At 71.4% G+C, this 24,248-nt stretch carries 23 protein-coding genes; 11 read left to right on the plus strand and 12 right to left on the minus strand.

The features are described from left to right. Positions 1-136: 136 nt before the first annotated feature. The 4 genes from AB0A97_RS14340 to AB0A97_RS14355 all read left to right on the plus strand — a co-directional run bounded on the left by AB0A97_RS14340 (position 137) and on the right by AB0A97_RS14355 (position 3,322). Complete coding sequence (locus AB0A97_RS14340; RefSeq protein ID WP_361148894.1) at positions 137-952, plus strand: serine protease; 816 nt, start codon at positions 137-139, stop codon at positions 950-952. 311 nt (positions 953-1,263) lie between these two features. After that, positions 1,264-2,076, plus strand: a complete 813-nt coding sequence (locus AB0A97_RS14345; protein WP_361148896.1) for a serine protease — start codon at positions 1,264-1,266, stop codon at positions 2,074-2,076. Positions 2,077-2,234: 158 nt separating this feature from the next. Then, positions 2,235-2,786, plus strand: a complete 552-nt coding sequence (locus tag AB0A97_RS14350; protein WP_361150120.1) for an XRE family transcriptional regulator — start codon at positions 2,235-2,237, stop codon at positions 2,784-2,786. Beyond that, positions 2,783-3,322: a GNAT family N-acetyltransferase gene (locus tag AB0A97_RS14355; RefSeq protein WP_361148898.1), complete on the plus strand. Its 540-nt coding sequence runs from the start codon at positions 2,783-2,785 to the stop codon at positions 3,320-3,322. The genes AB0A97_RS14350 and AB0A97_RS14355 overlap by 4 nt, the downstream gene beginning before the upstream one ends. Positions 3,323-3,442: 120 nt before the next feature. Here the strand turns inward: AB0A97_RS14355 and AB0A97_RS14360 are convergent, their stop codons facing one another. From AB0A97_RS14360 to AB0A97_RS14375, 4 genes are all read right to left on the minus strand, one after another. Beyond that, positions 3,443-3,637 carry a DUF397 domain-containing protein gene (locus tag AB0A97_RS14360; protein WP_361148900.1) on the minus strand — a complete coding sequence of 65 codons (195 nt, stop codon included), beginning with the start codon at positions 3,635-3,637 and terminating at the stop codon, positions 3,443-3,445. An 11-nt stretch (positions 3,638-3,648) separates the two neighbouring features. Further along, complete coding sequence (locus AB0A97_RS14365) at positions 3,649-4,500, minus strand: helix-turn-helix transcriptional regulator (RefSeq protein WP_361148902.1); 852 nt, start codon at positions 4,498-4,500, stop codon at positions 3,649-3,651. Positions 4,501-4,979: 479 nt separating this feature from the next. After that, a complete protein-coding gene (locus AB0A97_RS14370) occupies positions 4,980-6,263 on the minus strand; it encodes an MFS transporter (protein ID WP_361148904.1) in 1,284 nt (427 codons plus the stop codon). Between the two features lie 100 nt (positions 6,264-6,363). Beyond that, complete coding sequence (locus AB0A97_RS14375; protein ID WP_361148906.1) at positions 6,364-7,128, minus strand: DUF4328 domain-containing protein; 765 nt, start codon at positions 7,126-7,128, stop codon at positions 6,364-6,366. Positions 7,129-7,222: 94 nt separating this feature from the next. Here AB0A97_RS14375 and AB0A97_RS14380 point away from each other — a divergent pair, with 94 nt between their 5' ends. After that, positions 7,223-7,663, plus strand: a complete 441-nt coding sequence (locus AB0A97_RS14380; protein WP_361148908.1) for a hypothetical protein — start codon at positions 7,223-7,225, stop codon at positions 7,661-7,663. Positions 7,664-7,710: 47 nt separating this feature from the next. On the opposite strand, the gene bla is transcribed toward AB0A97_RS14380, so the two are convergent. Together bla and AB0A97_RS14390 are read right to left on the minus strand one after the other, a co-directional pair. Continuing rightward, positions 7,711-8,673: a class A beta-lactamase gene (bla, locus tag AB0A97_RS14385; protein ID WP_361148910.1), complete on the minus strand. Its 963-nt coding sequence runs from the start codon at positions 8,671-8,673 to the stop codon at positions 7,711-7,713. A gap of 98 nt (positions 8,674-8,771) precedes the next feature. Next, positions 8,772-9,521, minus strand: a complete 750-nt coding sequence (locus tag AB0A97_RS14390; protein ID WP_361148912.1) for a DUF4232 domain-containing protein — start codon at positions 9,519-9,521, stop codon at positions 8,772-8,774. A gap of 338 nt (positions 9,522-9,859) precedes the next feature. Here AB0A97_RS14390 and AB0A97_RS14395 point away from each other — a divergent pair, with 338 nt between their 5' ends. Then, complete coding sequence (locus AB0A97_RS14395; RefSeq protein WP_361148914.1) at positions 9,860-11,356, plus strand: helix-turn-helix transcriptional regulator; 1,497 nt, start codon at positions 9,860-9,862, stop codon at positions 11,354-11,356. Between the two features lie 78 nt (positions 11,357-11,434). On the opposite strand, the gene argS is transcribed toward AB0A97_RS14395, so the two are convergent. Then, positions 11,435-13,213, minus strand: coding sequence for an arginine--tRNA ligase (gene argS / locus AB0A97_RS14400; protein ID WP_361148916.1), 1,779 nt, complete (start codon positions 13,211-13,213; stop codon positions 11,435-11,437). 156 nt (positions 13,214-13,369) lie between these two features. Between argS and lysS the strand changes: the two genes are divergently transcribed. The 4 genes from lysS (at position 13,370) to AB0A97_RS14420 (ending at position 18,705) form a co-directional block, all read left to right on the plus strand. Further along, positions 13,370-15,094, plus strand: coding sequence for a lysine--tRNA ligase (lysS, locus tag AB0A97_RS14405; protein WP_361148918.1), 1,725 nt, complete (start codon positions 13,370-13,372; stop codon positions 15,092-15,094). Between the two features lie 152 nt (positions 15,095-15,246). Further along, positions 15,247-15,468 (plus strand): hypothetical protein, encoded by a 222-nt coding sequence (locus AB0A97_RS14410; protein ID WP_361148920.1) that lies wholly within the window; start codon positions 15,247-15,249, stop codon positions 15,466-15,468. Between the two features lie 100 nt (positions 15,469-15,568). After that, the gene (locus AB0A97_RS14415; RefSeq protein WP_361148921.1) at positions 15,569-16,360 is read left to right on the plus strand and encodes a beta-phosphoglucomutase family hydrolase; all 792 of its coding nucleotides are present in this window, start codon (positions 15,569-15,571) and stop codon (positions 16,358-16,360) included. Further along, a complete protein-coding gene (locus AB0A97_RS14420; protein ID WP_361148922.1) occupies positions 16,357-18,705 on the plus strand; it encodes a glycosyl hydrolase family 65 protein in 2,349 nt (782 codons plus the stop codon). Before AB0A97_RS14415 ends, AB0A97_RS14420 begins: the two co-directional genes overlap by 4 nt. A 131-nt stretch (positions 18,706-18,836) precedes the next feature. Here the strand turns inward: AB0A97_RS14420 and AB0A97_RS14425 are convergent, their stop codons facing one another. Beyond that, positions 18,837-19,568 carry a DUF3558 domain-containing protein gene (locus tag AB0A97_RS14425; protein ID WP_361148924.1) on the minus strand — a complete coding sequence of 244 codons (732 nt, stop codon included), beginning with the start codon at positions 19,566-19,568 and terminating at the stop codon, positions 18,837-18,839. A 199-nt stretch (positions 19,569-19,767) separates the two neighbouring features. Continuing rightward, entirely contained in the window at positions 19,768-20,736 is a 969-nt protein-coding gene (locus tag AB0A97_RS14430; protein WP_361148926.1) for a hypothetical protein, read from the minus strand. A gap of 161 nt (positions 20,737-20,897) precedes the next feature. Between AB0A97_RS14430 and AB0A97_RS14435 the strand changes: the two genes are divergently transcribed. Beyond that, entirely contained in the window at positions 20,898-22,091 is a 1,194-nt protein-coding gene (locus AB0A97_RS14435) for an RtcB family protein (RefSeq protein ID WP_361148927.1), read from the plus strand. 103 nt (positions 22,092-22,194) lie between these two features. Here the strand turns inward: AB0A97_RS14435 and AB0A97_RS14440 are convergent, their stop codons facing one another. From AB0A97_RS14440 to AB0A97_RS14450, 3 genes are all read right to left on the minus strand, one after another. Continuing rightward, positions 22,195-22,611, minus strand: coding sequence for an RNHCP domain-containing protein (locus AB0A97_RS14440; RefSeq protein WP_361148929.1), 417 nt, complete (start codon positions 22,609-22,611; stop codon positions 22,195-22,197). A gap of 16 nt (positions 22,612-22,627) precedes the next feature. Further along, complete coding sequence (locus AB0A97_RS14445; RefSeq protein WP_361150123.1) at positions 22,628-23,008, minus strand: RNHCP domain-containing protein; 381 nt, start codon at positions 23,006-23,008, stop codon at positions 22,628-22,630. 411 nt (positions 23,009-23,419) lie between these two features. After that, complete coding sequence (locus AB0A97_RS14450; protein WP_361148931.1) at positions 23,420-24,208, minus strand: SDR family oxidoreductase; 789 nt, start codon at positions 24,206-24,208, stop codon at positions 23,420-23,422. Between the last annotated feature and the right edge of the window lie 40 nt (positions 24,209-24,248).

Below are 24,248 nucleotides of genomic sequence, written 5' to 3' on the forward strand. Positions count from 1 at the left end.
TCGTGGTGCCCCTTCCCCCACGCACGTCCCGTTCCCCGGGCCCTTCGGACGCGCGTACTTGGCATGACCTGATCAAGCTGTCCGGCGTGTCCCGGTGACCGCCGGGCGCGCGCCACCCCCTCGGAAAGGAAGCCCGGTGACCCGTTCCGCGAGACTCCTGAAGAGATCCGTCGCCCTCGGCGCCGTCGCCCTGGCGGCCCTGTCGCTCCAGCCCGCCGCCGCCAGTGCCGCCGGTGAGCCGACCCCGTCGAGCGGCACGCCCGGTACGCGGATCGTCGGCGGCGTGCCCGCCGCGCAAGGCGAATTCCCGTTCATGGTGCGGCTGTCCATGGGCTGCGGCGGCGCCCTCTACCGTCCTGACATCGTGCTCACCGCCGCGCACTGCGTGGACGGCAGCGGCAACAACACCTCCATCACCGCCACGGCCGGCGTCGTGGACCTCCAGAGCTCCAGTGCGATCAAGGTCAAGTCCACCAAGGTGCTCCAGGCACCCGGTTACAACGGCTCGGGCAAGGACTGGGCGCTGATCAAGCTGGCCCGCCCGATCACCAACCTGCCCACTCTCCCCGTCACCACGGACGGCCGTTACGACTCGGGCGACTTCACCGTCGCGGGCTGGGGCGCCACGCGCGAGGGCGGCGGCCAGCAGCGCTACCTGCGCAAGGCGACGGTGCCGTTCGTCGACACCCCCACCTGCCAGCGGGCGTACGGGAGCGCGTACATCCCCGGTGAGGAGATCTGCGCCGGGATCATGTCGACCGGCGGCATCGACACCTGCCAGGGCGACTCCGGCGGTCCGATGTTCCGCAAGGACAACAACGGCGCCTGGGTCCAGGTCGGCATCACCAGTTGGGGCGATGGCTGCGCGCGGCCCGGCAAGCCTGGCGTCTACACGCGGGTGAGCGCCTTCTCGCAGGCCATCGCCAAGGCGGCGGACCAGCTGCGGCGCTGAGTCCGCGCGGGCGGGTGCTCGCCGCGAACCGGCCGCCGTGCCGCGCCGTCGCGCCGCCCACCCGCCCGTACTCGTAGGTCAATTGGTCCGAACCACCCAGATGCGGATACGTCTCTCTCACCCGGCCTACTCGGGAAGTGGCCGGTTTCAGAACCTTGTGCATCTTTGGGGGCGTCCACATAATCACAACACTCCAGTGACACCGAGGCACTTGGGGCGCAGGACTGCGCACCCGGTGGTGCCTCGGTGTGCCGCGCGGCGGCGACTGGAGTGCTGGTCACCGATGTGCCTCCGACGCGAGAGGGAAGTCCTTGAAGCGCTCCGCGAGATGTGTCAAGAGATCCATAGCCGTTGGTGCCGCCGTGGCGGCGGCGGTCGCCCTCCAGTCGGCAGGCGGCGCCACCGCCGCACCGGCCCCGTCGCCGACCCCCGGCCAGCAGATCATCGGCGGACCGCCCGCCAAGCAGGGCGAGTTCCCGTTCATGGTGCGGCTCTCGATGGGCTGCGGCGGCTCCCTCATCCGGGAGGGCGTCGTCCTGACCGCCGCGCACTGCGTGGACGGCAGCGGCCCCAACACCGGCATCACCGTCACCGCGGGCGTCGTGGACCTCCAGAACCCCAAGGCGATCAAGGTGAAGTCCACCGAGGTCGCGCAGGCACCCGGGTACGACGGCAAGGGCAAGGACTGGGCGCTGATCAAGCTCGCCACGCCGATCAAGAACCAGGAGACGCTGCATCTCGCCGAGGACGACAACTTCGACCGCGGCAAGTTCACCATCGCCGGCTGGGGCGCCAGCCGGGAGAGCGGCCCCCAGCAGCGCTACCTGCGCAAGGCCCAGGTCCCGTTCGTGAACATGACCGCCTGCAAGCAGGCGTACGGCGACCTGCTCACCCCCGGTGAGGAGCTCTGTGCCGGCTTCCTGGCGGAGGGCGGCGTCGACACCTGTCAGGGCGACTCCGGCGGCCCGCTGTTCCGCCGCGACGGGGACGGCGACTGGGTCCAGGTCGGCATCACCAGTTGGGGCGAGGGCTGCGCGCGGCCCGGCAAGCCCGGCGTCTACACGAAGGTGAGCGCCTTCTCCGCACAGATCGAGAAGGCCGCCAACAAGCTGACGGCGCGCTGACGGACGGCTGAGCACACGGGCCCCGGGCCGCACGAGCGGTCCGGGGCGCCGCCATGTACCGGGCCCTCTTCCCCGCCTCCCGTATCTGGGATAAATTCCCGGACGTGAGAACCGAGGAGTCGGCCCGAGGTGCCGACGACGGCGGGCAGACCGACCCCATGCAGTCCCGACTCGCCGCCCGTCTGGCGGAGTTGCGTACGGAGCGCGGCTGGTCGCTCGACGAACTGGCCCGGCGTACGGAGGTGAGCCGGTCGACCCTCTCCCGCCTGGAACGGGCCGAGATCAGCCCCACAGCGGCGCTGCTGAACCGGCTGTGCGCGGCGTACGAACGGCCGATGTCCCGGCTGCTGGCCGAGGTCGAGTCGGAACCACCCCAACTCGTACGGGCCGACGGACAGCCCGTCTGGCACGACGAACCCTCCGGCTTCACCCGGCGCTCCGTCTCACCGCCCCATCCCAACCTCCGCGGCGAGGTCGTCGAGGCCACCCTGCGACCGGGCGCCGACATCGCCTACGACAGCCCGCCGCCCGTACCCGGCATGGAGCAGCACATCTGGCTGCTCGACGGCCGGTTGGAGATCACCACAGGCGGTACGGCACACACCCTCACCCCGGGCGACTGCCTCCGCTTCCGCCTCTGGGGCCCCACCCGCTTCCGCAACACGGGTACCGATGCCGCGCGTTACGCCTTGATGGTGGTCCTCCCATGACCCACACCACCTCTCCCGCCTTCACCATCACCCACCTCACCCCCGCCGCCTTCGACCGCAGCGTCCCGGGCCTGGCCGCCCTCCTCGCCGAAACCGTCGCCGGCGGGTCCTCCCTCGGCTTCGTGGCCCCCTTCGACCACGATGCGGCGGCGGCCTGGTGGCGGACCCAACGCCCCGCCGTGGCCGACGGAACCCTGGACATCTGGGTGACCGAAGCCTCCGAAGGCATCACCGGCACCATCAGCCTCGCCCACCCCGGCAAACCGAACGGCCGCCACCGCGCCGAAATCGTCAAACTCCTCGTCCACCATGCCGCCCGCGGCCAGGGCCTGGGCCGCGCCCTCCTCACCACGGCCGAACAGTCCGCCGCCCGCTCCGGCTTCCGCCTCCTGCTCCTCGACACGGAGTCGGACAGCGCGGCGGACCGTCTGTACCGCAGCACCGGCTGGACCCCGTACGGCACGGTCCCCGCGTACGCGACGGGCCCGGAGGGGGAGCTGCGGGACTGCACGTTCTTTTACAAGGAGGTGGGGTGAGGTCGGAGTGGTGCCCGGGCAAGGTGGTGCCCGGCGACGTCCGACGGTTCGAATCGCTCCTACAGCGAGTTCGTACGGGACCTGACGGCGTGGCCGGTTCAGCGACGGGCGCGGTAGGGCTCAGGAGTCCGAGGCGAGGGTGTCGCCTTTGATGGCACCTATGAGAAGGCCGAGCTGATTCGGGGTGGTGGTGACCACCGTGTGCGGGGTTTCGCTTTCTTGGATGCGTATGGTGTGGTCGGGGAGTGCGGCGAGGTTGAGGCAGTTGCTGGAGTCGGCGCAGTAGGACGACTTCTGCCAGTGGGTGGACGGCACGGTGACGCCTTTCAGAGTTCGCGGGCGATGCTGTGGATGAAATCCCGGGATGCGGCTGCGGTGAGCGCCTTTTGCGTCAGCAGCTCCATGACGGCGCGGTGTCGCGACAGTTGCACGGTGGCATCGTGGAATGCGGGGCCACCCATCTGGTCGAGTTGCACGGTGTCGAGTTCCGGCGTCGGCCCGGACGCGTACGTGATCGTCTGTCCGGAACCAGGGAACTCGCCGCGCGAGAACGGGATCACGAGCACGGTGACGTTGTCACGTTCACTCGTCGCGGTGATGTGCTCAAGCTGTTTGCGGGCGATCGCGCGTCCGCCGAACTGCATGCGCAGGGCTGCTTCGTGAATGATCGCGGTGTAGGGGGCAGCACCGTCCCGGTAAATGGCCGCCTGTCGTTTGATGCGGAACGAGGTGCGGTGCTCGACCTCATGTGGCGGCAGGGGCGGCACGCCCTGGTTGAAGACGACGCGCGCATGGTCGATTGTCTGGAGCAGGCCGGGCAATGTGGAGGTCTGTGCCGTTCGGAGTTCGGTGGCATGGAATTCCATCTCGGCGATGTCGAGTTGCCCGGCAGGCAGAGTGCCGCGGTACTCCTCCCACCAGTGTCGGACGCGGTCGCCGGCCATGGCCGCGAGTGCGTCGATGAGCTTTTCGTTCCCGCAGGCGTAATTGCACGCCAGCGTGCGTAGGCGGGTGGCGCTGATGCCCGCTCGGCCGCGCTCGATGTTGCTGATGCGTGCTTGATCGACGCCGAGCAGGGAGCCTGCGGCGGAAGCGGTCATCCCAGCGCTCTCGCGAAGTTTGCGCAGCTCGGCGCCCAGACGCTGCTGGCGCACTGTCGGTGTGGTCCTGGGCGGCATCGACCCTCGCTCTCGTGTCGCGCACAGTCTGCCGGGGCAGCCAGTCATGGTCCAGCGGAGCATTTATGTGCCGAAGGCGGGTGCATAGTGGCGCCGACGCCGCTACTGTGTGCCGCACGTCACTCACGCTCCGCGTGAGTCAACTGCGCATCCGCAACGGAGGCTTCGCATGTCCGGTGACTGGGAGTACGCGTTCGAGATGTCCGATAACCCCCGTGCTCCGCGTGTCGCGCGGCGGGTGGTGCGGCTGGTGCTGGAGGAGCACGGGGAGACGGGGTTGGTCGACGGGGCGGAGCTGTTGGCGGCGGAGTTGATCGCCAACTCGTACCGGTACGCGAAGGGGCCCGCCAACGTGCGGGTGAAGCGGATCGGGGCGCGCTTGCGCGTCAGCGTGTGGGACGGGAATCCGGAGCTGCCGAGTTTCGGAGTGGCCGCGGTGCCCGGACCGGCGGCCGAGGCCGGGCGGGGGTTGGGGCTGGTCAGGTTGTGTGCCGAGAGCTTCGGCGGGTTCGCTTACGGGTCGGGGGCGTTGGGGTCGGGCGGGGGCAAGGTGATGTGGTTCGAGTTGGGGGAGGAGTGTCCGTTGCGGGGCGGCGGGGGCGGAGGCGGGTTCGCGGCGGGAGGGTGATGGCCGTGCCGGCCAGGAGCAGGGGCAGGGCGGCCCAGGGGAGGGCCGCTGGCGGGGAGACGGTCAGGAGGAGCGCACCGGCCAGCGCGCCGCCACCGATGCCGGTGTTGAACGCGGCGACGTAGAGGGACGAGGCCGCGTCGGGGGCGTCACCGGACGTACGTAGGACGGCGGTCTGGAAGCAGACGGGGAGTGCGGTGCAGGCCATGCCCCAGGTGGCGATGGAGAGGAAGAGGAGGGGGCGGTGGGTCGGGGCTGCGCCCAGGGTGATGAGGGACACGGCCATCAGGGCGAGCGTGCCGAGGAGCGTGGCGCGGGGGCGGGTGTCGACGAGGGCGCCGCTGAGCCAGGTGCCCGCGATGCCCGCGAGGCCGAAGAGGAGGAGTACGGGGCTGATGGCCGCGGGGGCGAAGCCGGCGGCGTCGTGGAGGTACTCCGTCACGTACGTGTAGAGCGTGAAGTGGCCGAGGATGACGAGTCCGGTGGTCAGGACGACCGGGCGCAGGCCCGGCGTACGGGCCACGCGGGGGAGGTCGGACACGCGGAGGGCGGGGCCGGGTGGGACCTGCGGCAGCAGGCGTGCCGCGGTGAGGAGAGTGGCCGTGCCCAGCGCGGCGGTGGCGAGGAACGCGGTGCGCCAACCGAAGGCCGTACCGGCGGCCGTGCCGAGGGGGACCCCGACGACGAAGGCCAAGGACACGCCCGCGAAGACGATCGCCGTGGCGCGGCCCGAGCGGTCCGGCCCGGCGATGGCCGCCGCGTAACCGGCGACGATGGCGTAGAAGACACCGTGCGCCAGACCGCAGAGGAGCCGGGTCGCCGCGAGGGTGGCGTAGTTGGGCGAGAGCCCGGAGAGCGCGGTGGCGGCCATGAAGACGGCACAGGTGGTCAGGAAGAGACGCTTGCGGGGCCAGGCGGAGGCGCGGGCGGTGAGCGGGGCCGCGGTCAGGCCGACGGTGAAGGCGTAGACCGTGACGAGGAGTCCGGTACGGGACGGGGTGACGTCCAGGTCGCTGCTGATGTCGGGCAGCAGGCCGACCGGCAGGAATTCGATGGTGCCGATGATGAAGACGAGGGCGGAGAGGTGAAGGAGCTGAGTGGTCGGGCGGGGCCGCCGCCCGGGACTGGGTGACATGCGCGGGACCGTAGGTGTTGACACCGATGTGAAGGTCAAGGCGCCGATGGGGCGCCTCGACCTACGGGTTACGGGTCCGGTGCCGGCCGGGAGGCTTCGGTCAGGCGGAGCCGTACGGGGCAGGGCCGGTGGGCGCGACCGCGTACGGCGCCGCGGGAACCTGCTGCATACGGGACAGCTTGCGGACGAAGAGGATGGCGAGGGCGGCCGCGGCGAGGTCCAGGAGGTCGGAGAGTGCGACCACGGACACCGCCAGGCGGAGGGTGTCCGGGAGATCGGCCCTGTCGTAGAGGGTGTTGCCGATCCGGCCGATGACCAGCGTGAGGACCCACAGCAGCCACCAGGCCCGCACCCATGTGGTGGAGACCTCGCGCCAGGAGCCGTCGGGCGCCGACTGGGCGCTGGACTGCCAGGTCTCCCTGGCGACGCGGAACGGCAGCCACAGGTTGCCGATCGGTATGAACCAGGAGCCGATGGCCCAGCCGCTGCCCAGCGTGCACACATCCCGCGTGTAGTGCTCGGCGTTCACCCGGGACCGGTGGAACCAGATGATGAAGACGACGGCGGTGGGGATCAGCATGGTGCCCTGGAGGACGGCGGCCACCCCGTACAGCATGTCGGCGCGGTCGGCCTGCTGTTCGGTGGTGGTGGCCAGGTTTTCCAGCACCGTACGCACGGTGAGGTCGGCGCCGAGCGCGAGGACGTCGGTGGCGATGACCAGGCAGAGCAGCGCGGTGAGCGCGGTGGCGAGGCCCCAGGTGGGCCGGAGCGCCGGGCCGCCGGTGGGCGGGAAGCCGTCGGAGTGCGGGTGGCCGGGCGGCGGCGGGAAACCGGGGGTCGGCGGGTCGGCGGGTATGTGCGACATGCCGGAAAACGTACCGGTCCGCAGAACAATTCAGTCGTGGAGTACGTCGGACATGGAGGACAATCTCTCGGTTCACTCATGTAACGGGAGATTCATGCACAAGCGTCTGCCCCTGCTCGCCACCTGCCTCGCGCTCGCCGCCTTCGGTATCTCGGCATGCGGCCCGTCCGGCGACAGTGGGGCGAGTTCCGCGGCGACTCCGGCTCCTGCGTCCGTGTCCGCGTCCGCGTCCGCATCTGCGTCCGCCTCGGCCGCCCCGACCGGAAGCCCGTCGGCGACCCCCGATGAAGTACGCGGTCTGACCGGCTTCGCGGCGAAGTTCTACCTGAAGACGATCCGGGAGCACTACCCGGACCTGGACCGCATCAGTGACGACGTGCTCGTCGCCCATGGCAACGCGCTCTGCATCACTCGTGGGCAGGCTTTCGTGGACCAAGCCCTCAAGACCAAGCGGGAACTCGGGATCACCGGCAAGCAGACGTCGCAGATCATGGGCACCGCGCACGGCATGTGCGGTAGGAAGGTGTACGGGTGAGGCCGGTGGTCCGGGGCGGGACCGGGGGTACCGCCCCGTAACACCGCTTACACGGGCGAGGGTGCCCGTCCGACCGCCTCGGCCAGCACCGTGGCGGTCTTGATGATCAACGGGGTGTCCCCCGAGGCGTCGGACAGTGTCGGCTTGTGGGTGAAGGCCGCGAGGACGAGCGGGGTGCCGTCGGGGGTCCAGGCGATGCCCGCGTCGTTGCTCGTCCCGTACGTGCTGCCGCCGCCGGACTTGTCGGCCACCTTCCAGTCCTTCGGCAGGCCCGCGCGGAAACGTTCCACGCTGGTGGTGCTGCGCAGCAGCCAGTCGGTCAGGAGCGCGCGGTCGGGGCGGTCCAGGGCGTTGCCGAGCACGAGGCGGCGGTAGGTGTGGGCGATGGCGTACGGGGAGGTGGTGTCCGTACGGCGGCCCGGTTCGCCGGAGTTCAGCTCGGGCTCCCAGCGGTCCAGGCGGGTCACCGGGTCGCCGAGGGACCGGCAGAAGCGGGTGACGGCGGTCGGGCCGCCCAGCTCGCGCAGGAGGAGGTTGGCGGCGCAGTTGTCGCTGTACCGGACCGCCGCGTCGCACAGGTCCCGTACGGACATGCCCTCGGCGACGTGCTGGGACGTGATGGGCACATGGCCGGCCTTCCGCACGTCGGCCTCGGTGTAGCGGATGACGCGGGACAACTGGGTGCCGTCGTGGTCGAGGTCGCGCAGCACGGCCGCGACGGCGAGCCCCTTGAAGACGGAGCACATGGGGAAGCGTTCGTGGGCGCGGTGGAGCAGCGTGGCGCCGGTGGCGAGGTTGAGGGCGAAGACGCCGATGCGGGCCTGGTGTTCCCGCTCCAGCTCGCGGAGGCGACGGGTGGCGGCGCGGTGGGTGACGGCGGGCGCGGCGGTGGGGCCGGCCTGGGCGGCGCTCGCCGTGGTGGTGCCGAGGGCGAGCGCGCCGCCCAGGCCGAGGCCGAGGCCGGTGCCGAGCACGGACCGCCGGGTGAGTGCCGGTGTGGGCTTGCGCATGGTGTGTCCTTTCCTCAGTCCCCCGGTTCGCTGTTGCTGGTGGGGACGTCGAGGGTGGAGGGGTTGGTTGCGCAAGCCCGGCAGGGCCGTGGCCGCTGTCAGAGGGCGTTGTCCAGCTCGCTCTGCCAGTACGTGACCTGGGCGGAGTCGTCGATGTACGTGCCCTTCGGCAGCTTCGGGTGGGCCGGGCGTTCGGCGTAGCTGCCGTCCCGGTTCGCGAAGAACACGTCCAGGCTGTGCACCGTCCTGCCCCCCTCGGCCTCTCCGGTGGCGTCCGACGTGCGCACCGCCGCGTACGCGGACTGGCCCGGCTCGACGGAGACCACGGACTGCGGCTTGCTGCTCTGCAGGACGTCGGTGGGAGCTTGGGCGTCGTCGAAGCGGAGGGCCGGGTAGTGGTACGCGTCGCAGCGGGTCGAGCCGGTGTTGGTGAGGGTGAGGAGGATGTGGTTGATGGGGCGGCTGAGCTTGGAGACGGTCACCTTGGTGTTGGCCGCGGTGCAGGTGGTGGACTTCCCGCCCGTAGAGGTGCCGTGCTTGCCTCCGGAACCGGTCCTGGCAGGAGACGCCTGCGAGCCGTGACCGCCCTGCGAACCCGCGCCCGAGGGGGACTTGGCCGACGGGCCCGAGGCGTCCGCGGAGCCGGAACCGGGACCGGCGTCGGAACCGGCCGAGGAGCCCTGGCCGGCGGCGGGGGCCGACCCGGCCGAGGCCACGGGCTGCCCGGCCCCGGCGGCCTTCTTGTCGTCCTCGGCACCGCCGCAGGCGGTCAGGGAGAGAGCGGCGGCGACGGCCGCGGCGGAGGCGGCGACTCGGGCGGTACGGGTGGAGAAGAGACGCGAACGCATGGGTGGTGCTCCCCGTGAGGTGATGGGAAAGGGACGGTCGGCCGGGTGGGGTCAGAAGCTGTGGAGTACGGCCGCTACGACGACGACACAGACGGTCAGTACGCCCAGTGCCGCGAGATCGGCCGGTTCGAGAGAAAAGCGGAATCGCGTCCGCACGGCTGCTCCCCCGGTAAGGCCCCTGGTCAGGGCGTCGTCAGTGATCACAGCCTGGGCGACGGTCCGTCCCGGCCACAACGGCCGCCGGGACATCCGGGACGCTGGAACGATTGCGCGTACTCTGACCTGGGGGAATGGGGGCTCCCTGGAACGGAGTTCCGGGACGGGCAGGAGGGGAAACGGTGAGCACGGCTTCCGGCACGGACGGTTTCGCGGCACTGCTGCGCACGTTGAAGACGAGGTCAGGGCTGAGTTACGGCGCCCTGGCCAAACGTCTGCACATGAGTACGTCCACGCTGCACCGCTACTGCAACGGCGACGCGGTGCCGGCGGATTACGCGCCCGTGGAGCGACTGGCCCGGTTGTGCGGCGCGCAGTCCGAGGAACTGGTCGAGTTGCACCGCCGGTGGATCCTGGCGGACGCGACGCGGGGGCGGCGGACGGCGGCGGGGGACGACAAGGCGGAGGAGGCGGGGACGGCGGCTGCGGAGGTAGTCGAGGCTGCTGCGTCCGAGTCCGTGCCCGGGTCCGTGCCGGGTTCCGGGTCCGTGCCGGTTACCACGTCCGTACCGGGCTCCGAGTCCGTACCGGCTTCCGGGCCCGTACCGGTTCCCGCGTCCGTGCCGAACCCCGAGCCTGCCCCCGAGCCGGCTTCCCCTCCCGCCTCCGCGGAAACGCCCGCCCCCACCCCCACGACCACCCCCACCCGCACCACCCGCCCCAAGCTCCGCCTGGCCCTCGCGGCTGCCGCCGTGGTCGCGCTGGCCGCGCCCGCCGTCGCCATCAGCACCACGTCCTCCTCGGGCCCGGAGCGGCCGGCCCGGGCGGCCGCGCAGACGGCCGCCCGTACGGCCCGTGGCGGGGACGGCCCGGTGCCGGACGGCGGGGCCTCCGCCACGCCGTCCCCGTCCTCGTCCGCGTCCGCTTCGGGGGCGGCCGAGGAGCCGAAGCGGAGCAGCGCGTCGGCCGGCGGGAGCGAGTCCGGTGACGCGGCCGGGGAGGGCAAGGGCGAGGCGGGCGGCGGCAGTGGCCGGGACGGCGGCCGGGACGGCAACAGCGGCACCCCGCTCACCGTCGACGTCCGTACGAACAACTGGGACGACCCCTGCGACCGCTGGTACATGCTCGACAAGCCGCCCACCGAGGTCCCGCCACCGCCCACCGGGGTGAGCGCGCGCGGCTGGGCGAACGCGCTCGGCGGGGTGCCCGGTGGCCACCTCAGGGTGGCGCTGGCCGTGCAGGGCATCAGTGACCAGGCCGTCGTCCTGCACTCGCTGACCGTACGGACCACCACGCGCACGGCGTCGGTGGCGGGTTCGGCGTACTCCATGGGCGACGGCTGCGGCGGCGGGCTCACCCCGGCCTCGTTCGACGTCGGTCTGGACGCGGCGCAGCCGGTGACACGGCCGGTGGCCGGGGAGCAGGGGGACCGGAGGATTCCGGCGACCGACTTCCCGTTCAAGGTGTCGGCTTCCGACCCGCAGATGCTGTACGTGGACGCGCACGCGGAGGCGAACGACGTCAGCTGGTACCTGGAGCTGGAGTGGAGCAGCGGCGGGCGGCGCGGCACGCTGCGCCTGGACGACCACGGCAAGCCGTTCCGTACGAGCGCGACGAAGGGACGTCCGCAGTACATCTACCGGTGGGACCGGAACGCCTGGGCTCCCTACGGGAGCTGAGCGCGGACAGCGGGAAGGCCCCGCCGGAACGATCGGTTCCGGCGGGGCCTTCCCGTACGCCTATGTGTCAGGCGGGCGTCAGAGCCGCTCGGGCGTCCGGATGCCCAGCAGCGCCATGCCGCGGTGCAGCGTGCGGGCCGTCAGCTCGCACAGGAACAGGCGGTTCTCCACCTGCGCGCTGCCGCCCTCGGCCTTCAGGACCGGGCACTGGTCGTAGAAGGTCGTGTAGAGAGAGGCGAGCTGGTAGAGGTACGCGGCCAGCTTGTGGGGCTCGTAACCGGCCGCCGCCTCCGCCAGGACCTCACCGAACTGGTCCAGGTGCAGGCCCAGCGCGCGCTCCGCCGGGGCCAGCTCCAGTTCCGGGTGGGCCTTGGGGGCGGCGTCCCCGGCACGCCGGAAGATGGACTGCACACGGGCGTACGCGTACTGGATGTACACGCTGGTGTCGCCGTTGAGCGAGACCATCTGGTCCAGGTCGAACTTGTAGTCGCGGGAGGCCGAGGTGGACAGGTCCGCGTACTTCACGGCGCCGATGCCGACCTGGAAGCCGTTCTCGGTGATCTCCTGCTCGGTCAGGCCGATGTTCTCGCCCTTCTCCCGTACGACGGCGGTCGCCCGCTCCACCGCCTCGTCGAGCAGGTCCACCAGCCGCACCGTCTCGCCCTCACGGGTCTTGAACGGCTTGCCGTCCTTGCCGAGGACGGTGCCGAAGGCGAGCTGGACGGCGTCGACGTCCTCGCCCAGCCAGCCGGCCCGGCGGGCGGTCTCGAAGACCATCTTGAAGTGCAGCGACTGGCGGGCGTCGACCACGTACAGCAGGGTCGAGGCGCCGAGGCCCTGCACCCGGTCGCGGATGGCCGACAGGTCGGTGGCCGCGTAGCCGTAGCCGCCGTTGGACTTCTTGACGATCAGCGGGGTCGGGTTGCCGTCCGGGCCCTTGACGTCGTCGAAGAAGACGCAGAGCGCGCCGTCGGAGCGGACCGCCACGCCGGACTCCTCCAGCAGCCGGCAGGTCTCCTCCAGCATGGCGTTGTAGCCGGACTCGCCGACCACGTCCGCGTCCCGGATCTCCATGTCGAGCTTGTTGAAGACCGAGTAGAAGTAGACCTTCGACTCGTCGACGAAGCGCTGCCACAGGGCGAGCGTCTCCTCGTCACCGGCCTGGAGGTCGACGACGCGGCGGCGGGCACGGTCCTTGAACTCCTCGTCGGAGTCGAACAGCGCGCGGGACGCCTTGTAGAGGCGGTTCAGGTTCGACATGGCCTCTTCGCCGGAGACCTCGGCGGAGGCGTCGTCGCGCTGGTGGTCCAGCTCGTGCGGGTGCTCGATCAGGTACTGGATGAGCATGCCGAACTGGGTGCCCCAGTCGCCGATGTGGTGGCGGCGGACCACCTTCTCGCCGGTGAACTCCAGGATCTCGACCATCGCGGCGCCGATCACGGCGGAGCGCAGATGGCCGACGTGCATCTCCTTGGCGACGTTCGGCTGCGCGTAGTCGATGACCGTGGTGCCCGGGTTCTCGGCGTACGGGACGCCGAGACGGTCGTCGGCGGCGCGCGCGGCCAGCGTCCGGACGATCGCCTCGTCGGAGACGGTGATGTTCAGGAAGCCGGGCCCGGAGACCTCGATCTCCTTGATCACGTCACCGGCGGCGAGCTGCCCGACGACCTGGGAGGCCAGCTCCCGCGGGTTGCCCTTGAGCTTCTTGGCCAGCGCCAGCATGCCGTTGGCCTGGAAGTCGGCCCGGTCGCTTCGTCGCAGCAGCGGGTCCGCGGCGCCGGCCTCCGGCAGGGCTGCCGAGAGGGCGTCCGCGACGCGCTGGTTGACCGTGGCTGCGAGGGAAGGGACCGCTGTCATGGAATGAAGGCCGTTCCGTTGGTGTGGAAAGGGTTTGCCACCGAGTATCCCACGGCGGTTCCCTCGGTTTTCCACAGGGAAAAACCGGCGGCGGCGCCGTCTGGGAGAATGGTCGCCGTCAGGCTTGTCGAGTGGTGAGAAGAGGAAGGGCCGATCGTGGCTCAGCAGAGCACCGAGACCGACTGGGTCTCCAGGTTCGCGGACGAGGTCATTGCCGAGGCGGAGCGCCGCGCCCCCGGCAAACCGATCGTCTGCGCCTCGGGCCTGTCCCCTTCCGGCCCCATCCACCTGGGCAATCTGCGTGAGGTCATGACGCCGCACCTGGTCGCGGACGAGATCCGCCGCCGGGGCCACGAGGTCCGCCACCTGATCTCCTGGGACGACTACGACCGCTACCGCAAGGTCCCGGCCGGTGTCGCGGGGGTCGACGAGTCGTGGGCCGAGCACATCGGCAAGCCGCTGACCTCGGTGCCGGCCCCGGCCGGCTCCGCGTACCCGAACTGGGCGGAGCACTTCAAGGCCGCCATGGTCGAGGCGCTCGCCGAGCTGGGCGTGGAGTACGACGGCATCAGCCAGACCGAGCAGTACACCTCCGGGGTCTATCGCGAGCAGATCCTGCACGCGATGAAGCACCGCGCCGACATCGACGCGATCCTCGCCCAGTACCGCACCAAGAAGGCGCCCGCGAAGAAGTCGCAGAAGCCGGTCGACGAGGCCGAGCTGGAGGCCGCCGAGGGGTCCGGCGCGGCCGCCGAGGACGACGGCAGCAGCGGCTCGGCGGGCTATTTCCCGTACAAGCCGTACTGCGGCCAGTGCGACAAGGACCTGACGACGGTCACCTCCTACGTGGACGAGACGACCGAGCTGACGTACACCTGTACGGCCTGCGGCTTCGGCGAGACGGTCCGGCTCAGCGAGTTCAACCGCGGCAAGCTGGTCTGGAAGGTCGACTGGCCGATGCGCTGGGCCCACGAGGGCGTGATCTTCGAGCCGTCGGGGGTGGACCACTCCTCGCCGGGCTCGTCGTTCGTCGTCGGCGGCCAGATCGTGCGCGAGGTCTTCGACGGCGCGCAGCCCATCGGCCCGATGTACGCCTTCGTCGGCATCAGCGGCATGGCCAAGATGTCGTCCTCCAAGGGCGGCGTGCCGACCCCGGGCGACGCGCTGAAGATCATGGAGGCGCCGCTGCTGCGCTGGCTGTACGCGCGCCGCAAGCCCAACCAGTCCTTCAAGATCGCCTTCGACCAGGAGATCCAGCGGCTCTACGACGAGTGGGACAAGCTGGAGGCCAAGGTCGCCGACGGCTCGGTGCTGCCCGCCGACGCCGCCGCGCACTCCCGCGCGGTGCGCACGGCCGCCGGTGAGCTGCCCCGCACCCCGCGCCCGCTGCCGTACCGCACGCTGGCCTCGGTCGCCGACATCACCGGCGGGCACGACGAGCAGACGCTGCGCATCCTCGGCGAGCTGGACCCGGCCGACCCGGTCACGTCCCTGGACGAGACCCGGCCCCGGCTGGACAAGGCCGAGTACTGGATCAACACCCAGGTCCCGGCCGAGCAGCGCACGATCGTGCGCGACGAGCCGGACACCGAGCTGCTCGGCTCGCTCGACGACCAGGCCCGCGAGTCGCTGCGGCTGCTGCTCGACGGGCTGGACGAGCACTGGTCGCTGGACGGGCTGACCACGCTCGTCTACGGCGTACCGAAGATCCAGGCCGGGCTGACGCCGGAAGCCAAGCCGACGCCCGAGCTGAAGGTCGCGCAGCGCTCGTTCTTCGCGCTGCTCTACAACCTGCTCGTCGGCCGCGACACCGGCCCGCGGCTGCCCACGCTGCTGCTCGCGGTCGGCGCGGACCGGGTGCGCAAGCTGCTGGCGGCGTGAGCGCCCGGCGGGGCGGGCTCGGAGCGCGCTGACGGCTGCCGTGGTGCGCGTCCGGGTAGGAGGCCCTGACCGCGCCGCTGCGCCTTTCGACGGAGTGCCGATTCGGCCCCGGGGACGACGATCCCCGGGGCCGTTCGCGTGAAGGTGGACCCATGCGAGAAATCATCGGAGTCCTCGGAATCATCGTCGCGATCCAGGGGGTCATGGGCGCCCTCGGCCGGATCTTCACGGACAGTACGGGCTGGGGCATCCTGCCGCACTGGTACGACCTGCCGACGCTCGCGTACGCCGGGATGGCCGCGGCCGGCCTGGCCCTCGCCGTGTGGGGGGAGGCGGCCAAGAAGCGCAGGAAGCGGGCGGGCTCGGGCGCGTAACCAGGCGCCGCACCCGCCGCATCGGTCCGCCCGGCGGCGTACCGGGCAGGAATTGTCCGGAACAGACATACGTCGAACACCGGGCGGGGACTCGTGTCCCATGACGGATTCGCTCACCTCACTCGGCCTGCCGGACCGTGTCCGGGCCTGCCTGTTCGACCTCGACGGCGTCCTGACCAAGACGGCCGTCGTCCACACGGCCGCCTGGAAGGAGACGTTCGACGACTTCCTGCGCCACCGGGACGGCCCTGACTACACCCCCTTCGACCCGGTCTCCGACTACGACGAGTACGTGGACGGCCGCCCGCGCGCCGACGGCGTACGCACCTTCCTCGCCTCACGCGGCATCGAGCTGCCGGAGGGCGGCCCCGACGACCCGCCGGACCGCGAGACCGTGCACGGGCTGGGCAACCGCAAGAACAATCTGCTGCTGAAGAAACTCCGCGAGCAGGGCGCCGAGGCGTACGAAGGCTCCCGCCGCTATGTGCACGCCGTACGCGAGCAGGGACTGGCCACCGCCGTCGTCTCCTCCAGCGCCAACTGCCGCGAGGTGCTGGAGTCGGTGGACATGGCGGGCCTCTTCGACGTACGGATCGACGGGAACGTGGCCGCCGAACGGAAGCTGCCGGGCAAACCGCACCCCGACACCTTCCTGGAGGCCGCCAGGGAACTGGGCGTCCCCGCCCCGCAGGCGGTGGTCTACGAGGACGCCCTGGCCGGGATGGACGCCGGGCGGGCCGGGCGCTTCGGGTACGTCGTCGGCGTCGACCGGGCCGGCCAGGCCGACGCGCTGCGGCGGCACGGCGCCGATGTCGTCGTCAAGGACCTCGCCGAGTTGCTGACGTCCGGGCAGCCGGAGTCCGGACAGCCGAAGGAGGACGGCCAGGCATGATCACCCACTCCTCGTACGCCTGCGACCCCTGGCTCCTGCGCGAGACCGACCTCAACCTGGACGTACTGCCGCAGAGCGAATCGGTCTTCGCGCTCTCCAACGGGCACATCGGCTGGCGCGGCAACCTGGACGAGGGCGAGCCGCACGGGCTGCCCGGCAGCTACCTCAACGGCGTCCACGAACTGCGCCCGCTCCCGTACGCCGAGGCCGGCTACGGCTACCCCGAGTCCGGGCAGACCGTCATCAACGTCACCAACGGCAAGCTGATCCGGCTGCTCGTCAACGACGAACCGTTCGACCTGCGCTACGGCCGGCTGCGCTCCCACGAACGCGTGCTGGACCTGCGGGCCGGCGTGCTGCGCCGCACCTGTGAATGGACCTCGCCGGCCGGCTGCACCGTACGGGTGACCTCCACCCGGCTGGTCTCCTTCACCCAGCGGGCCGTCGCCGCCGTCGCCTACGAGGTCGAACCGCTGGACTCCGAGGTGCGGGTGGTCCTGCAGTCCGAACTCGTCACCAACGAGCAGCTCCCCGAGTCCGGCGGCGACCCCCGGGTCTCCTCGGCGCTGCACAACCCGCTGGAGGCGGAGGAGCACTTCGCCTCCGACGCGCGCCTGCGGCTGATCCACCGCACGCGCCGCAGCGGGCTGCGGGTGGCGGCCGCCGCCGACCACCTCGTCGACGCACCCGAGGGCGCCACCCGTACCGACGGTGAAGCGGGCGACGACGTCGCCCGCTTCACCGTCACCGCGCTCCTGGAGCAGGGCCAGCGGCTGCGGCTGGAGAAGACGGTGTCGTACGGCTGGTCCGGGGCGCGTTCGCTGCCCGCCCTGCGCGACCAGGTGGACGCGGCGCTCGCCGGGGCGCGCAGCATCGGCTGGCAGGGTCTGGTCGACCAGCAGCGCGCCTACCTGGACGACTTCTGGGACCGTGCGGACGTCGAGGTCGACGGTGACGCGGAGATCCAGCAGGCCGTCCGCTTCGCCCTGTTCCACGTGCTCCAGGCGGGTGCGCGGGCCGAGCAGCGCGCCATTCCCGCCAAGGGCCTGACCGGCTCCGGGTACGACGGCCACACGTTCTGGGACAGCGAGACGTTCGTCCTGCCGATGCTGACGTACACCTCGCCCGGCGCCGTCGCCGAAGCGCTGCGCTGGCGGCAGAACACGATGGGCGCCGCCCGCGCCCGTGCGGAACAACTCGGCTTCCGGGGCGCCGCGTTCCCGTGGCGGACCATCGATGGCTCGGAGTGCTCGGCGTACTGGCCGGCCGGCACCGCCGCCTTCCACGTCAACGCCGACATCGCCGACGCGGTCGTCCGCTACGTCTGCGCCACCGGCGACGAGGAGTTCGAGCGGGAGACGGCCGTACCGATCCTGGTGGAGACCGCCCGGCTGTGGCACTCGCTGGGCCAGCACGACCACCACGGCACGTTCCACATCGACGGCGTCACCGGTCCCGACGAGTACAGCGCCGTCGCCGACGACAACGTCTACACCAACCTCATGGCCCAGGCGAACCTGCGGGCCGCCGCCGACGTGGCCGAACGCCACCCGCGCGAGGCCGGGGCGCTCGGCGTCGACGACGAGGAGAGCGCGTCCTGGCGGGACGCCGCCGAGGCGGTGGCCGTGCCGTACAACCGCAGCCTGCGGGTGCACGAACAGTCGGCGGGCTTCACCACCCATCAGACCTGGGACTTCGCCGGCACCCGCCCCGACCAGTACCCGCTGATGCTGCACTTCCCGTACTTCGACCTCTACCGCAAGCAAGTCGTCAAACAGGCCGACCTGGTCCTCGCCCTGTACAAGCGCGGCGACTGCTTCGACGACGAGCACAAGGCGCGCGACTTCGCCTACTACGAGCCGCTGACCGTACGCGACTCCTCCCTCTCGGCCTGCGTCCAGGCCGTCGTGGCCGCCGAGGTCGGCCATCTGCGCCTCGCCTACGACTACTTGGGCGAAGCGGCCCTGATGGACCTCCAGGACCTGGAGAACAACACCCGCGACGGCCTGCACACCGCCTCACTGGCCGGCACCTGGATCGCCCTCGTCGCCGGCTTCGGAGGCATGCGCCACACGTCCCAGGGCCTGACCTTCGCCCCCCGCCTCCCCGAAAAACTCACCCGCCTGGCGTTCTCGGTCCAGGTGCTGGGGCGGCGGCTGCGCGTCGAGATCACCGCCAAGGCGGTGACGTACAGCATGGTCGAGGGAGCGCCCCTGGAGATACAGCACTACGGCGAACCGCTCACCGTCTCCGACAAGGACCCTCAGGAACGGGAGATCCCCGAGCTGGCGGCACGTCCGGAGCCGACCCAGCCGCCGGGGAGGCGGCCGCTGCGGCGGCACTGAGCACGCAGGGCGGTACGGCTCAGGCGTGCCGTACGTCGCTTGTCGCGGCGTGAGCCGTTGCGGTCCCTCCCCGTCCCCGGCCGGCTGCCGGACTGCCGGCCGGGCCGGGGCCGGGGAGGGACCGGAGACGGCTACTGGTTGGCCTTGCCGACCGCCGCGACGGCTTCCTTGGCGGCGGTTTCGGCGGCCTTGAGGAGGTCGCTCGGGTCGGGGGCGTCGGCGCCGGCCAGGCCCGCGCCGTTGTAGTTGACGGTGACCACGACGTTCGCGGTGCGGGCGACCACCGTCTGGTTCTTGAAGTCGGAGCCGTCCTTCTTCAGGTCGTAGGTGATCCAGGTGGACTCGTCGCCGTTGCCGTCGACCGCGCCGGTCTTGGTGTTCTTGGCGCCCTGGGTGGCCTTGGCGGCGTCGACCTGCTTCTTGTAGAAGTCGGTGGCGCGCTTCTCGCCGGTGCCCAGGGTCGGGTCGGAGTCGTAGCGCTGGAAGCCGACGTCCAGCCAGCGGTACTGGGTGCCGTCCACGCCCTGGGAGTCGGAGCTGTTCCAGGCGCAGTAGCCGCGGGCCATGGCGTCGGAGGACTTGCCCTGCTCGCCGTCGGCGTTCTTGGTCTTGGGGACCAGCTTCTTGACGGTGTCCTGGGACACGGCCTGGCAGGGGTTGGGCAGCTTCTTCATCTTCGCGGGCGCGACGCTGGGGGAGGCGCTGCCGGAGGAGCTGCCGCTCTTGCCGGGGGAGGCGGACTTCGATGCGCCGCCCGAGTCCTTCTTGCCGGAGTCGTCGTCGGAGGAGCAGCCGGCGACGAGCATCACCGGTACGGCTGCGCAGGCGAGGAGGCTGGCGAGTCGCTTGGCTGAACGGTGCATGGTTCCTTCGCTGTTCGTCGTCGTTCGGCGCGTCGCACTGGACGCCGTCGGGAGCCGCGTACGGGCCGGTGCGGTCCGGACGCGGTACGTCCTTCGGAGCGCGCGGCGACGCTGCCGCGCGCGGGGCTCGGGGGCACACGGTACGCGGCGGAGGGCGGCCGGAGGGCGATTCGTGACGTTACTCGCCGGACAAACCGGACTATTCGTTGAAGCGGTCGGCCAGCTCCTGGGCCAGCGCCTGGGCCTTCTCCTGGAGGTCCCTGCTGTCGGGCAGCGTCGTCTTGTCGGCCGACCACTGGTCGTAGGCGATGGTCACGATGACGTTCGAGGAACGGAAGACGATCGTGACGTCCCGGTGCACACCGCTGTCCGCGGTGATCAGCTTGTCGTTGAGGAAGGCGGCGTCGGCGAGGCCGTCCAGGACACGCGGGGCGATGTCGGAGCCGGGCGCGTCGCTCGGGTTCCTGCTCGGGGAGGCGGGCGGGGAGGGAGGCGGCGAGGACGGGGCGGTGGAGGCCTTGCCGCCCGCGGCGGTCTTGCCGGCTTCCTGGTCGCCGCCGGGCTTGCCGTCCTGGCCGGGGGCGTCGTTCTGGGCGCCCTGGCCGTTCCGGTCGTCCTTGCCGTCCTTGCCGTCCTTGCCGTCCTTGCCGTCCTTGCCGTCCTTGCCGGAGGAGGAGGGCGTGGGCGTCGGCGCCGTGCTGGTGCCGCCGGACGGGAGCTGGGCGGCCAGCTCCTTCTTCCCGTAGACGTTCTGCGCCTTGTCGTCGTCGCTGACGGCGGGGTCGTAGGAGACGACCCGCTCGAAGTCCAGGGTGAGGTGGCGGGTGCCGTCGGGTGCCTCACGCTTCCAGCGGCAGCCGACCCGGCGGTCCGTGTCGTACGTGATGTCGGCGGTGCCCGCGTAGACCTTGTCGGCGTCCTGCGGGCTCTCCGTGCCGCCGGGTGGCAGCAGCCGGCGCAGGATGCCCTTGGAGGGCAGGCCGCAGGGCTCGGGGAGCGTCTTGTACTTGCCGGGCTCGGCGGACGCCGACGTGGCGGCCGCGCCGCCGCCCTTGGTGTCGGCGGAGCCGCTGCCGGATCCGGAGCCGCCGGTGCAGGCGGTGAGCGTGGCGGCCAGCGCCGCCACGGTCGCCAGCGCGGTCCCCGGTACGAACGACCTTCGCTGCACCGTTCCCGGCTCCTTCCGTAGGAAATCTGGTTGCCGCGGCCAGACGGCGGATGGACACAATGTCTACCGCACGTTCTGCCGCATACGCCGGTTCCCTGTCCTTGATCAGGCTTCTTGTCCGGCTTTTGCTATTTGTTGATTTTCGGGGGAATGAGGAAGTTATGTCGTACACCGAAGTGCCCGGAGCGCAGGTTCCGATCCGGATGTGGACGGACCCGTCCACGGTCGAGGGTGCGGCCATGCAGCAACTGCGCAACGTGGCCACCCTGCCATGGATCAAGGGCCTGGCCGTGATGCCGGACGTGCATTACGGCAAGGGCGCGACGGTCGGCTCGGTGATCGCCATGCACGGGGCGGTCTGCCCGGCGGCCGTCGGTGTCGACATCGGCTGCGGGATGAGCGCCGTCAAGACCTCCCTCACCGCGAACGACCTCCCCGGCGACCTCTCCCGCCTCCGCTCCAAGATCGAGGAGGCCATCCCGGTCGGGCGCGCCATGCACGACGAGCCGGTCGACCCGGGCCGCCTGCACGGCCTGGCGACCAGCGGCTGGGACGACTTCTGGAGCCGCTTCGGCGGGGTGGCGGAAGCGGTCAGGTTCCGTGAGGAGCGTGCCGTCAAGCAGATGGGGTCGCTCGGCGGCGGCAACCACTTCATCGAGTTCTGCCTCGACGAGACCGGCGCGGTGTGGCTGATGCTGCACTCCGGCTCCCGCAACATCGGCAAGGAACTGGCCGACTTCCACATCGGCCAGGCGCAGAAGCTGCCGCACAACCAGGGGCTGGTCGACCGCGACCTCGCCGTCTTCGTCGCGGACACCCCGCAGATGGCGGCGTACCGCAACGACCTCTTCTGGGCGCAGGAGTACGCCCGGCACAACCGCGCGATCATGATGGCGCTCTTCCAGGACGTCGTCCGCAAGGAGTTCAAGAAGGCCAAGCCGGTGTTCGAGCCGGTGATCTCCTGCCACCACAACTATGTGGCGGAGGAGCGGTACGACGGCATGGACCTGCTCGTGACGCGCAAGGGCGCGATCCGCGCCGGGAGCGGTGACCACGGCATCATCCCCGGCTCGATGGGCACCGGCTCGTACATCGTCAAGGGCCTCGGCAACCCGGCGTCCTTCAACTCCGCCTCGCACGGCGCGGGCCGCAAGATGAGCCGCAACGCCGCGAAGAAGCGTTTCTCGACGCAGGACCTGGAGGAGCAGACGCGGGGCGTGGAGTGTCGCAAGGACTCCGGCGTCGTGGACGAGATCCCGGGCGCGTACAAGCCGATCGAGAAGGTCATCGACCAGCAGCGGGACCTGGTGGAGGTCGTGGCCAAGCTCAAGCAGGTGGTGTGTGTGAAGGGATGAGGAGCGCGGGGGCTCCCTCACCGGGCGAGGGCCCCGGGCCGGCTTGTGCGCCGGTCCGGGGCCCTCGTCTTTCAGGCGTCCTGGACCCGGGCGCCCTGGTCCCTCACAGGGAGATCAGCGCCCGTACGGGCATCCTGGTGTCGGCCAGCGGCCGGACGGCCAGGCGTACCAGGGCCAGGGCGTTGTCGTCGCCCGCGGTGCGGTTGGTGCTCAGCTCACCGCAGGCCAGGCACTGGTGGACCAGCAGCCACTCCCCGTCCTGCCGGGCGGACAGGCACAGCGCCCGCATCCGTCCGCCGCAGTCCGCGGCCCGGTCGCCCGGTATCTTGCGGTCCACGTGGCGGCTGGCCAGGCAGTGCGGGCAGTGGTTGCGGTGGGCGGTCCCGGGTGCGGCCAGCGGGACCTCCAGGCGGCACCCGACACAGCGGAAGGTGTCGCCGGACGCGCCGCCCGGCCCGTGGAGGACGTCCTTGGGCCGTTGGGTGCGGCGCTGCTGCTTGGGTGTACGGCGTCGTGGCACGGTCGTCACTCCCCGCTCACAGGTCGCCGAACGCTTCCAGCGGGAACGGCGGGTGGGCCAGCGGCCGGACCGCCATCCGCATCAGGATGAGCTGGTTGTCGTCCGGGGAGACCGGGTTGGACGTCAGCTCGTCGCAGCGGGTGCACCGGTGGACGACCATCCAGTCGTCGGTGCGCAGCACCGCGATGGCGATGGGCGACATACGGCCACGGCAGGTGGACGGTCCGCCCTCGGCCGCGTCCCGTACGTGCTGGGAGTGCAGGCAACTGGGGCAGTGGTTGCGGCGGTCGCCGCCGGGGTCGAGGGTGGTGACGGTCAGCCCGCACCGGACGCAGGTGAAGGTGTCGGTGCGCGGCAGCGGGTGCGGACGGTTCGAGCTCTTGGGGCTGTTGGACAGCACTCGGGTACTCCTTGCCGGAAAGCGTGAAAAGGGCAGCGGGAGCAGGCCGAGCGGCCTCGGTCGTACGGGCAGTGGGCGGCACCGCGCGCGGGCGGGTGCGGCCGGGCCGGTGCGGCGGACGGCGGCCGTGGGACGGTGAAGGTCAGCGGCGGGGTTCGTCCGCGCGGTGATGAGGCGCGCTCAGCGCCGGCCGGGGCATAGACACTGCTTTCCAGGGCGGGGCCCGAGAGAGGGGACACGTGCGGGAACGCGCACGTGCGCCGACGCGCAGGTGCGTCGACACCGGGAACGGTACGGGCGGGGGCGGCCGCGGCGCCAACGATTTTCCGGGCCCCGGCCTCCCGGGCGGGGGCCAGGGCTCCGGGTGAGGGTGTCGCCGGGATGGTTCCGCGTCCGTGGCGGGCGGTCTCAGGAGGTGCGGTGCACCTTGGTGTTGGACGCCTGGGCGCGGGGGCGGACGACGAGGAGGTCGATGTTGACGTGGGCCGGGCGGGTGACGGCCCAGCCGATGGTGTCGGCGACGTCGTCGGCGGTCAGCGGTTCGGCCACGCCCGCGTAGACCTTGGCGGCCTTGGCGGTGTCGCCGCGGAAGCGGGTGGTGGCGAACTCGTCGGTCCTGACCATGCCGGGGGCGATCTCGATGACGCGGACGGGCTCGCCGCACAGCTCCAGCCGGAGGGTCTCGGCGATGACGTGCGCGCCGTGCTTGGCGGCGACGTAGCCGCCACCGCCCTCGTAGGTGCCGTGCCCGGCGGTGGAGGAGACGACCACGACCGTGCCGTCCCCGGAGGCGGTCAGGGCGGGCAGCAGGGCCTGGGTGACGTTGAGCACGCCGAGGACGTTGACCTCGTACATGGTGCGCCAGTCGGCCGGGTCGCCGGTGGCGACGGGGTCGGCGCCCAGCGCCCCGCCGGCGTTGTTGACCAGCACGTCCACCGATTCGTGGTGCTCCCGGAGGCAGGCGGCGAAGGCGTCGACCGCGGCGCGGTCGGTGACGTCGAGCCGGTGGGCCTCGGCGTCCGGCAGCTCGGCGGCCAGCGCCTCGATGCGGTCCGAGCGGCGGGCCGCGAGGACGACGCGGTAGCCCTCGGCGGCCAGCCGCCGGGCGGTGGCGGCGCCGATGCCGCTGCTGGCTCCGGTGACGACGGCGGTACGGGTACGGGGACGGTCGGCGGGCGCGTCGGGTACGGCGGTCATGCGGCGGGCTCCTCGGGCGCTGCGGGCGTCGGTCGTGGTG

Origin of the sequence: Streptomyces sp. NPDC045470 (assembly GCF_040646595.1) — a bacterium.
Lineage (GTDB): Bacteria > Actinomycetota > Actinomycetes > Streptomycetales > Streptomycetaceae > Streptomyces.

What these genes read in the sequence shown, in the direction of transcription:
- AB0A97_RS14450 (WP_361148931.1), bottom strand. Translation starts at nt 24,208, where the DNA reads ATGACCGCCGTACCCGACGCGCCCGCCGACCGTCCCCGTACCCGTACC.
- argS (WP_361148916.1), bottom strand. Translation starts at nt 13,213, where the DNA reads ATGACAGCGGTCCCTTCCCTCGCAGCCACGGTCAACCAGCGCGTCGCG.
- AB0A97_RS14390 (WP_361148912.1), bottom strand. Translation starts at nt 9,521, where the DNA reads ATGCGTTCGCGTCTCTTCTCCACCCGTACCGCCCGAGTCGCCGCCTCC.
- AB0A97_RS14435 (WP_361148927.1), top strand. Translation starts at nt 20,898, where the DNA reads ATGTCGTACACCGAAGTGCCCGGAGCGCAGGTTCCGATCCGGATGTGG.
- AB0A97_RS14420 (WP_361148922.1), top strand. Translation starts at nt 16,357, where the DNA reads ATGATCACCCACTCCTCGTACGCCTGCGACCCCTGGCTCCTGCGCGAG.
- bla (WP_361148910.1), bottom strand. Translation starts at nt 8,673, where the DNA reads ATGCGCAAGCCCACACCGGCACTCACCCGGCGGTCCGTGCTCGGCACC.
- AB0A97_RS14365 (WP_361148902.1), bottom strand. Translation starts at nt 4,500, where the DNA reads ATGCCGCCCAGGACCACACCGACAGTGCGCCAGCAGCGTCTGGGCGCC.
- AB0A97_RS14410 (WP_361148920.1), top strand. Translation starts at nt 15,247, where the DNA reads ATGCGAGAAATCATCGGAGTCCTCGGAATCATCGTCGCGATCCAGGGG.
- AB0A97_RS14375 (WP_361148906.1), bottom strand. Translation starts at nt 7,128, where the DNA reads ATGTCGCACATACCCGCCGACCCGCCGACCCCCGGTTTCCCGCCGCCG.
- AB0A97_RS14350 (WP_361150120.1), top strand. Translation starts at nt 2,235, where the DNA reads ATGCAGTCCCGACTCGCCGCCCGTCTGGCGGAGTTGCGTACGGAGCGC.
- AB0A97_RS14415 (WP_361148921.1), top strand. Translation starts at nt 15,569, where the DNA reads ATGACGGATTCGCTCACCTCACTCGGCCTGCCGGACCGTGTCCGGGCC.
- AB0A97_RS14355 (WP_361148898.1), top strand. Translation starts at nt 2,783, where the DNA reads ATGACCCACACCACCTCTCCCGCCTTCACCATCACCCACCTCACCCCC.
- AB0A97_RS14370 (WP_361148904.1), bottom strand. Translation starts at nt 6,263, where the DNA reads ATGTCACCCAGTCCCGGGCGGCGGCCCCGCCCGACCACTCAGCTCCTT.
- AB0A97_RS14380 (WP_361148908.1), top strand. Translation starts at nt 7,223, where the DNA reads ATGCACAAGCGTCTGCCCCTGCTCGCCACCTGCCTCGCGCTCGCCGCC.
- AB0A97_RS14425 (WP_361148924.1), bottom strand. Translation starts at nt 19,568, where the DNA reads ATGCACCGTTCAGCCAAGCGACTCGCCAGCCTCCTCGCCTGCGCAGCC.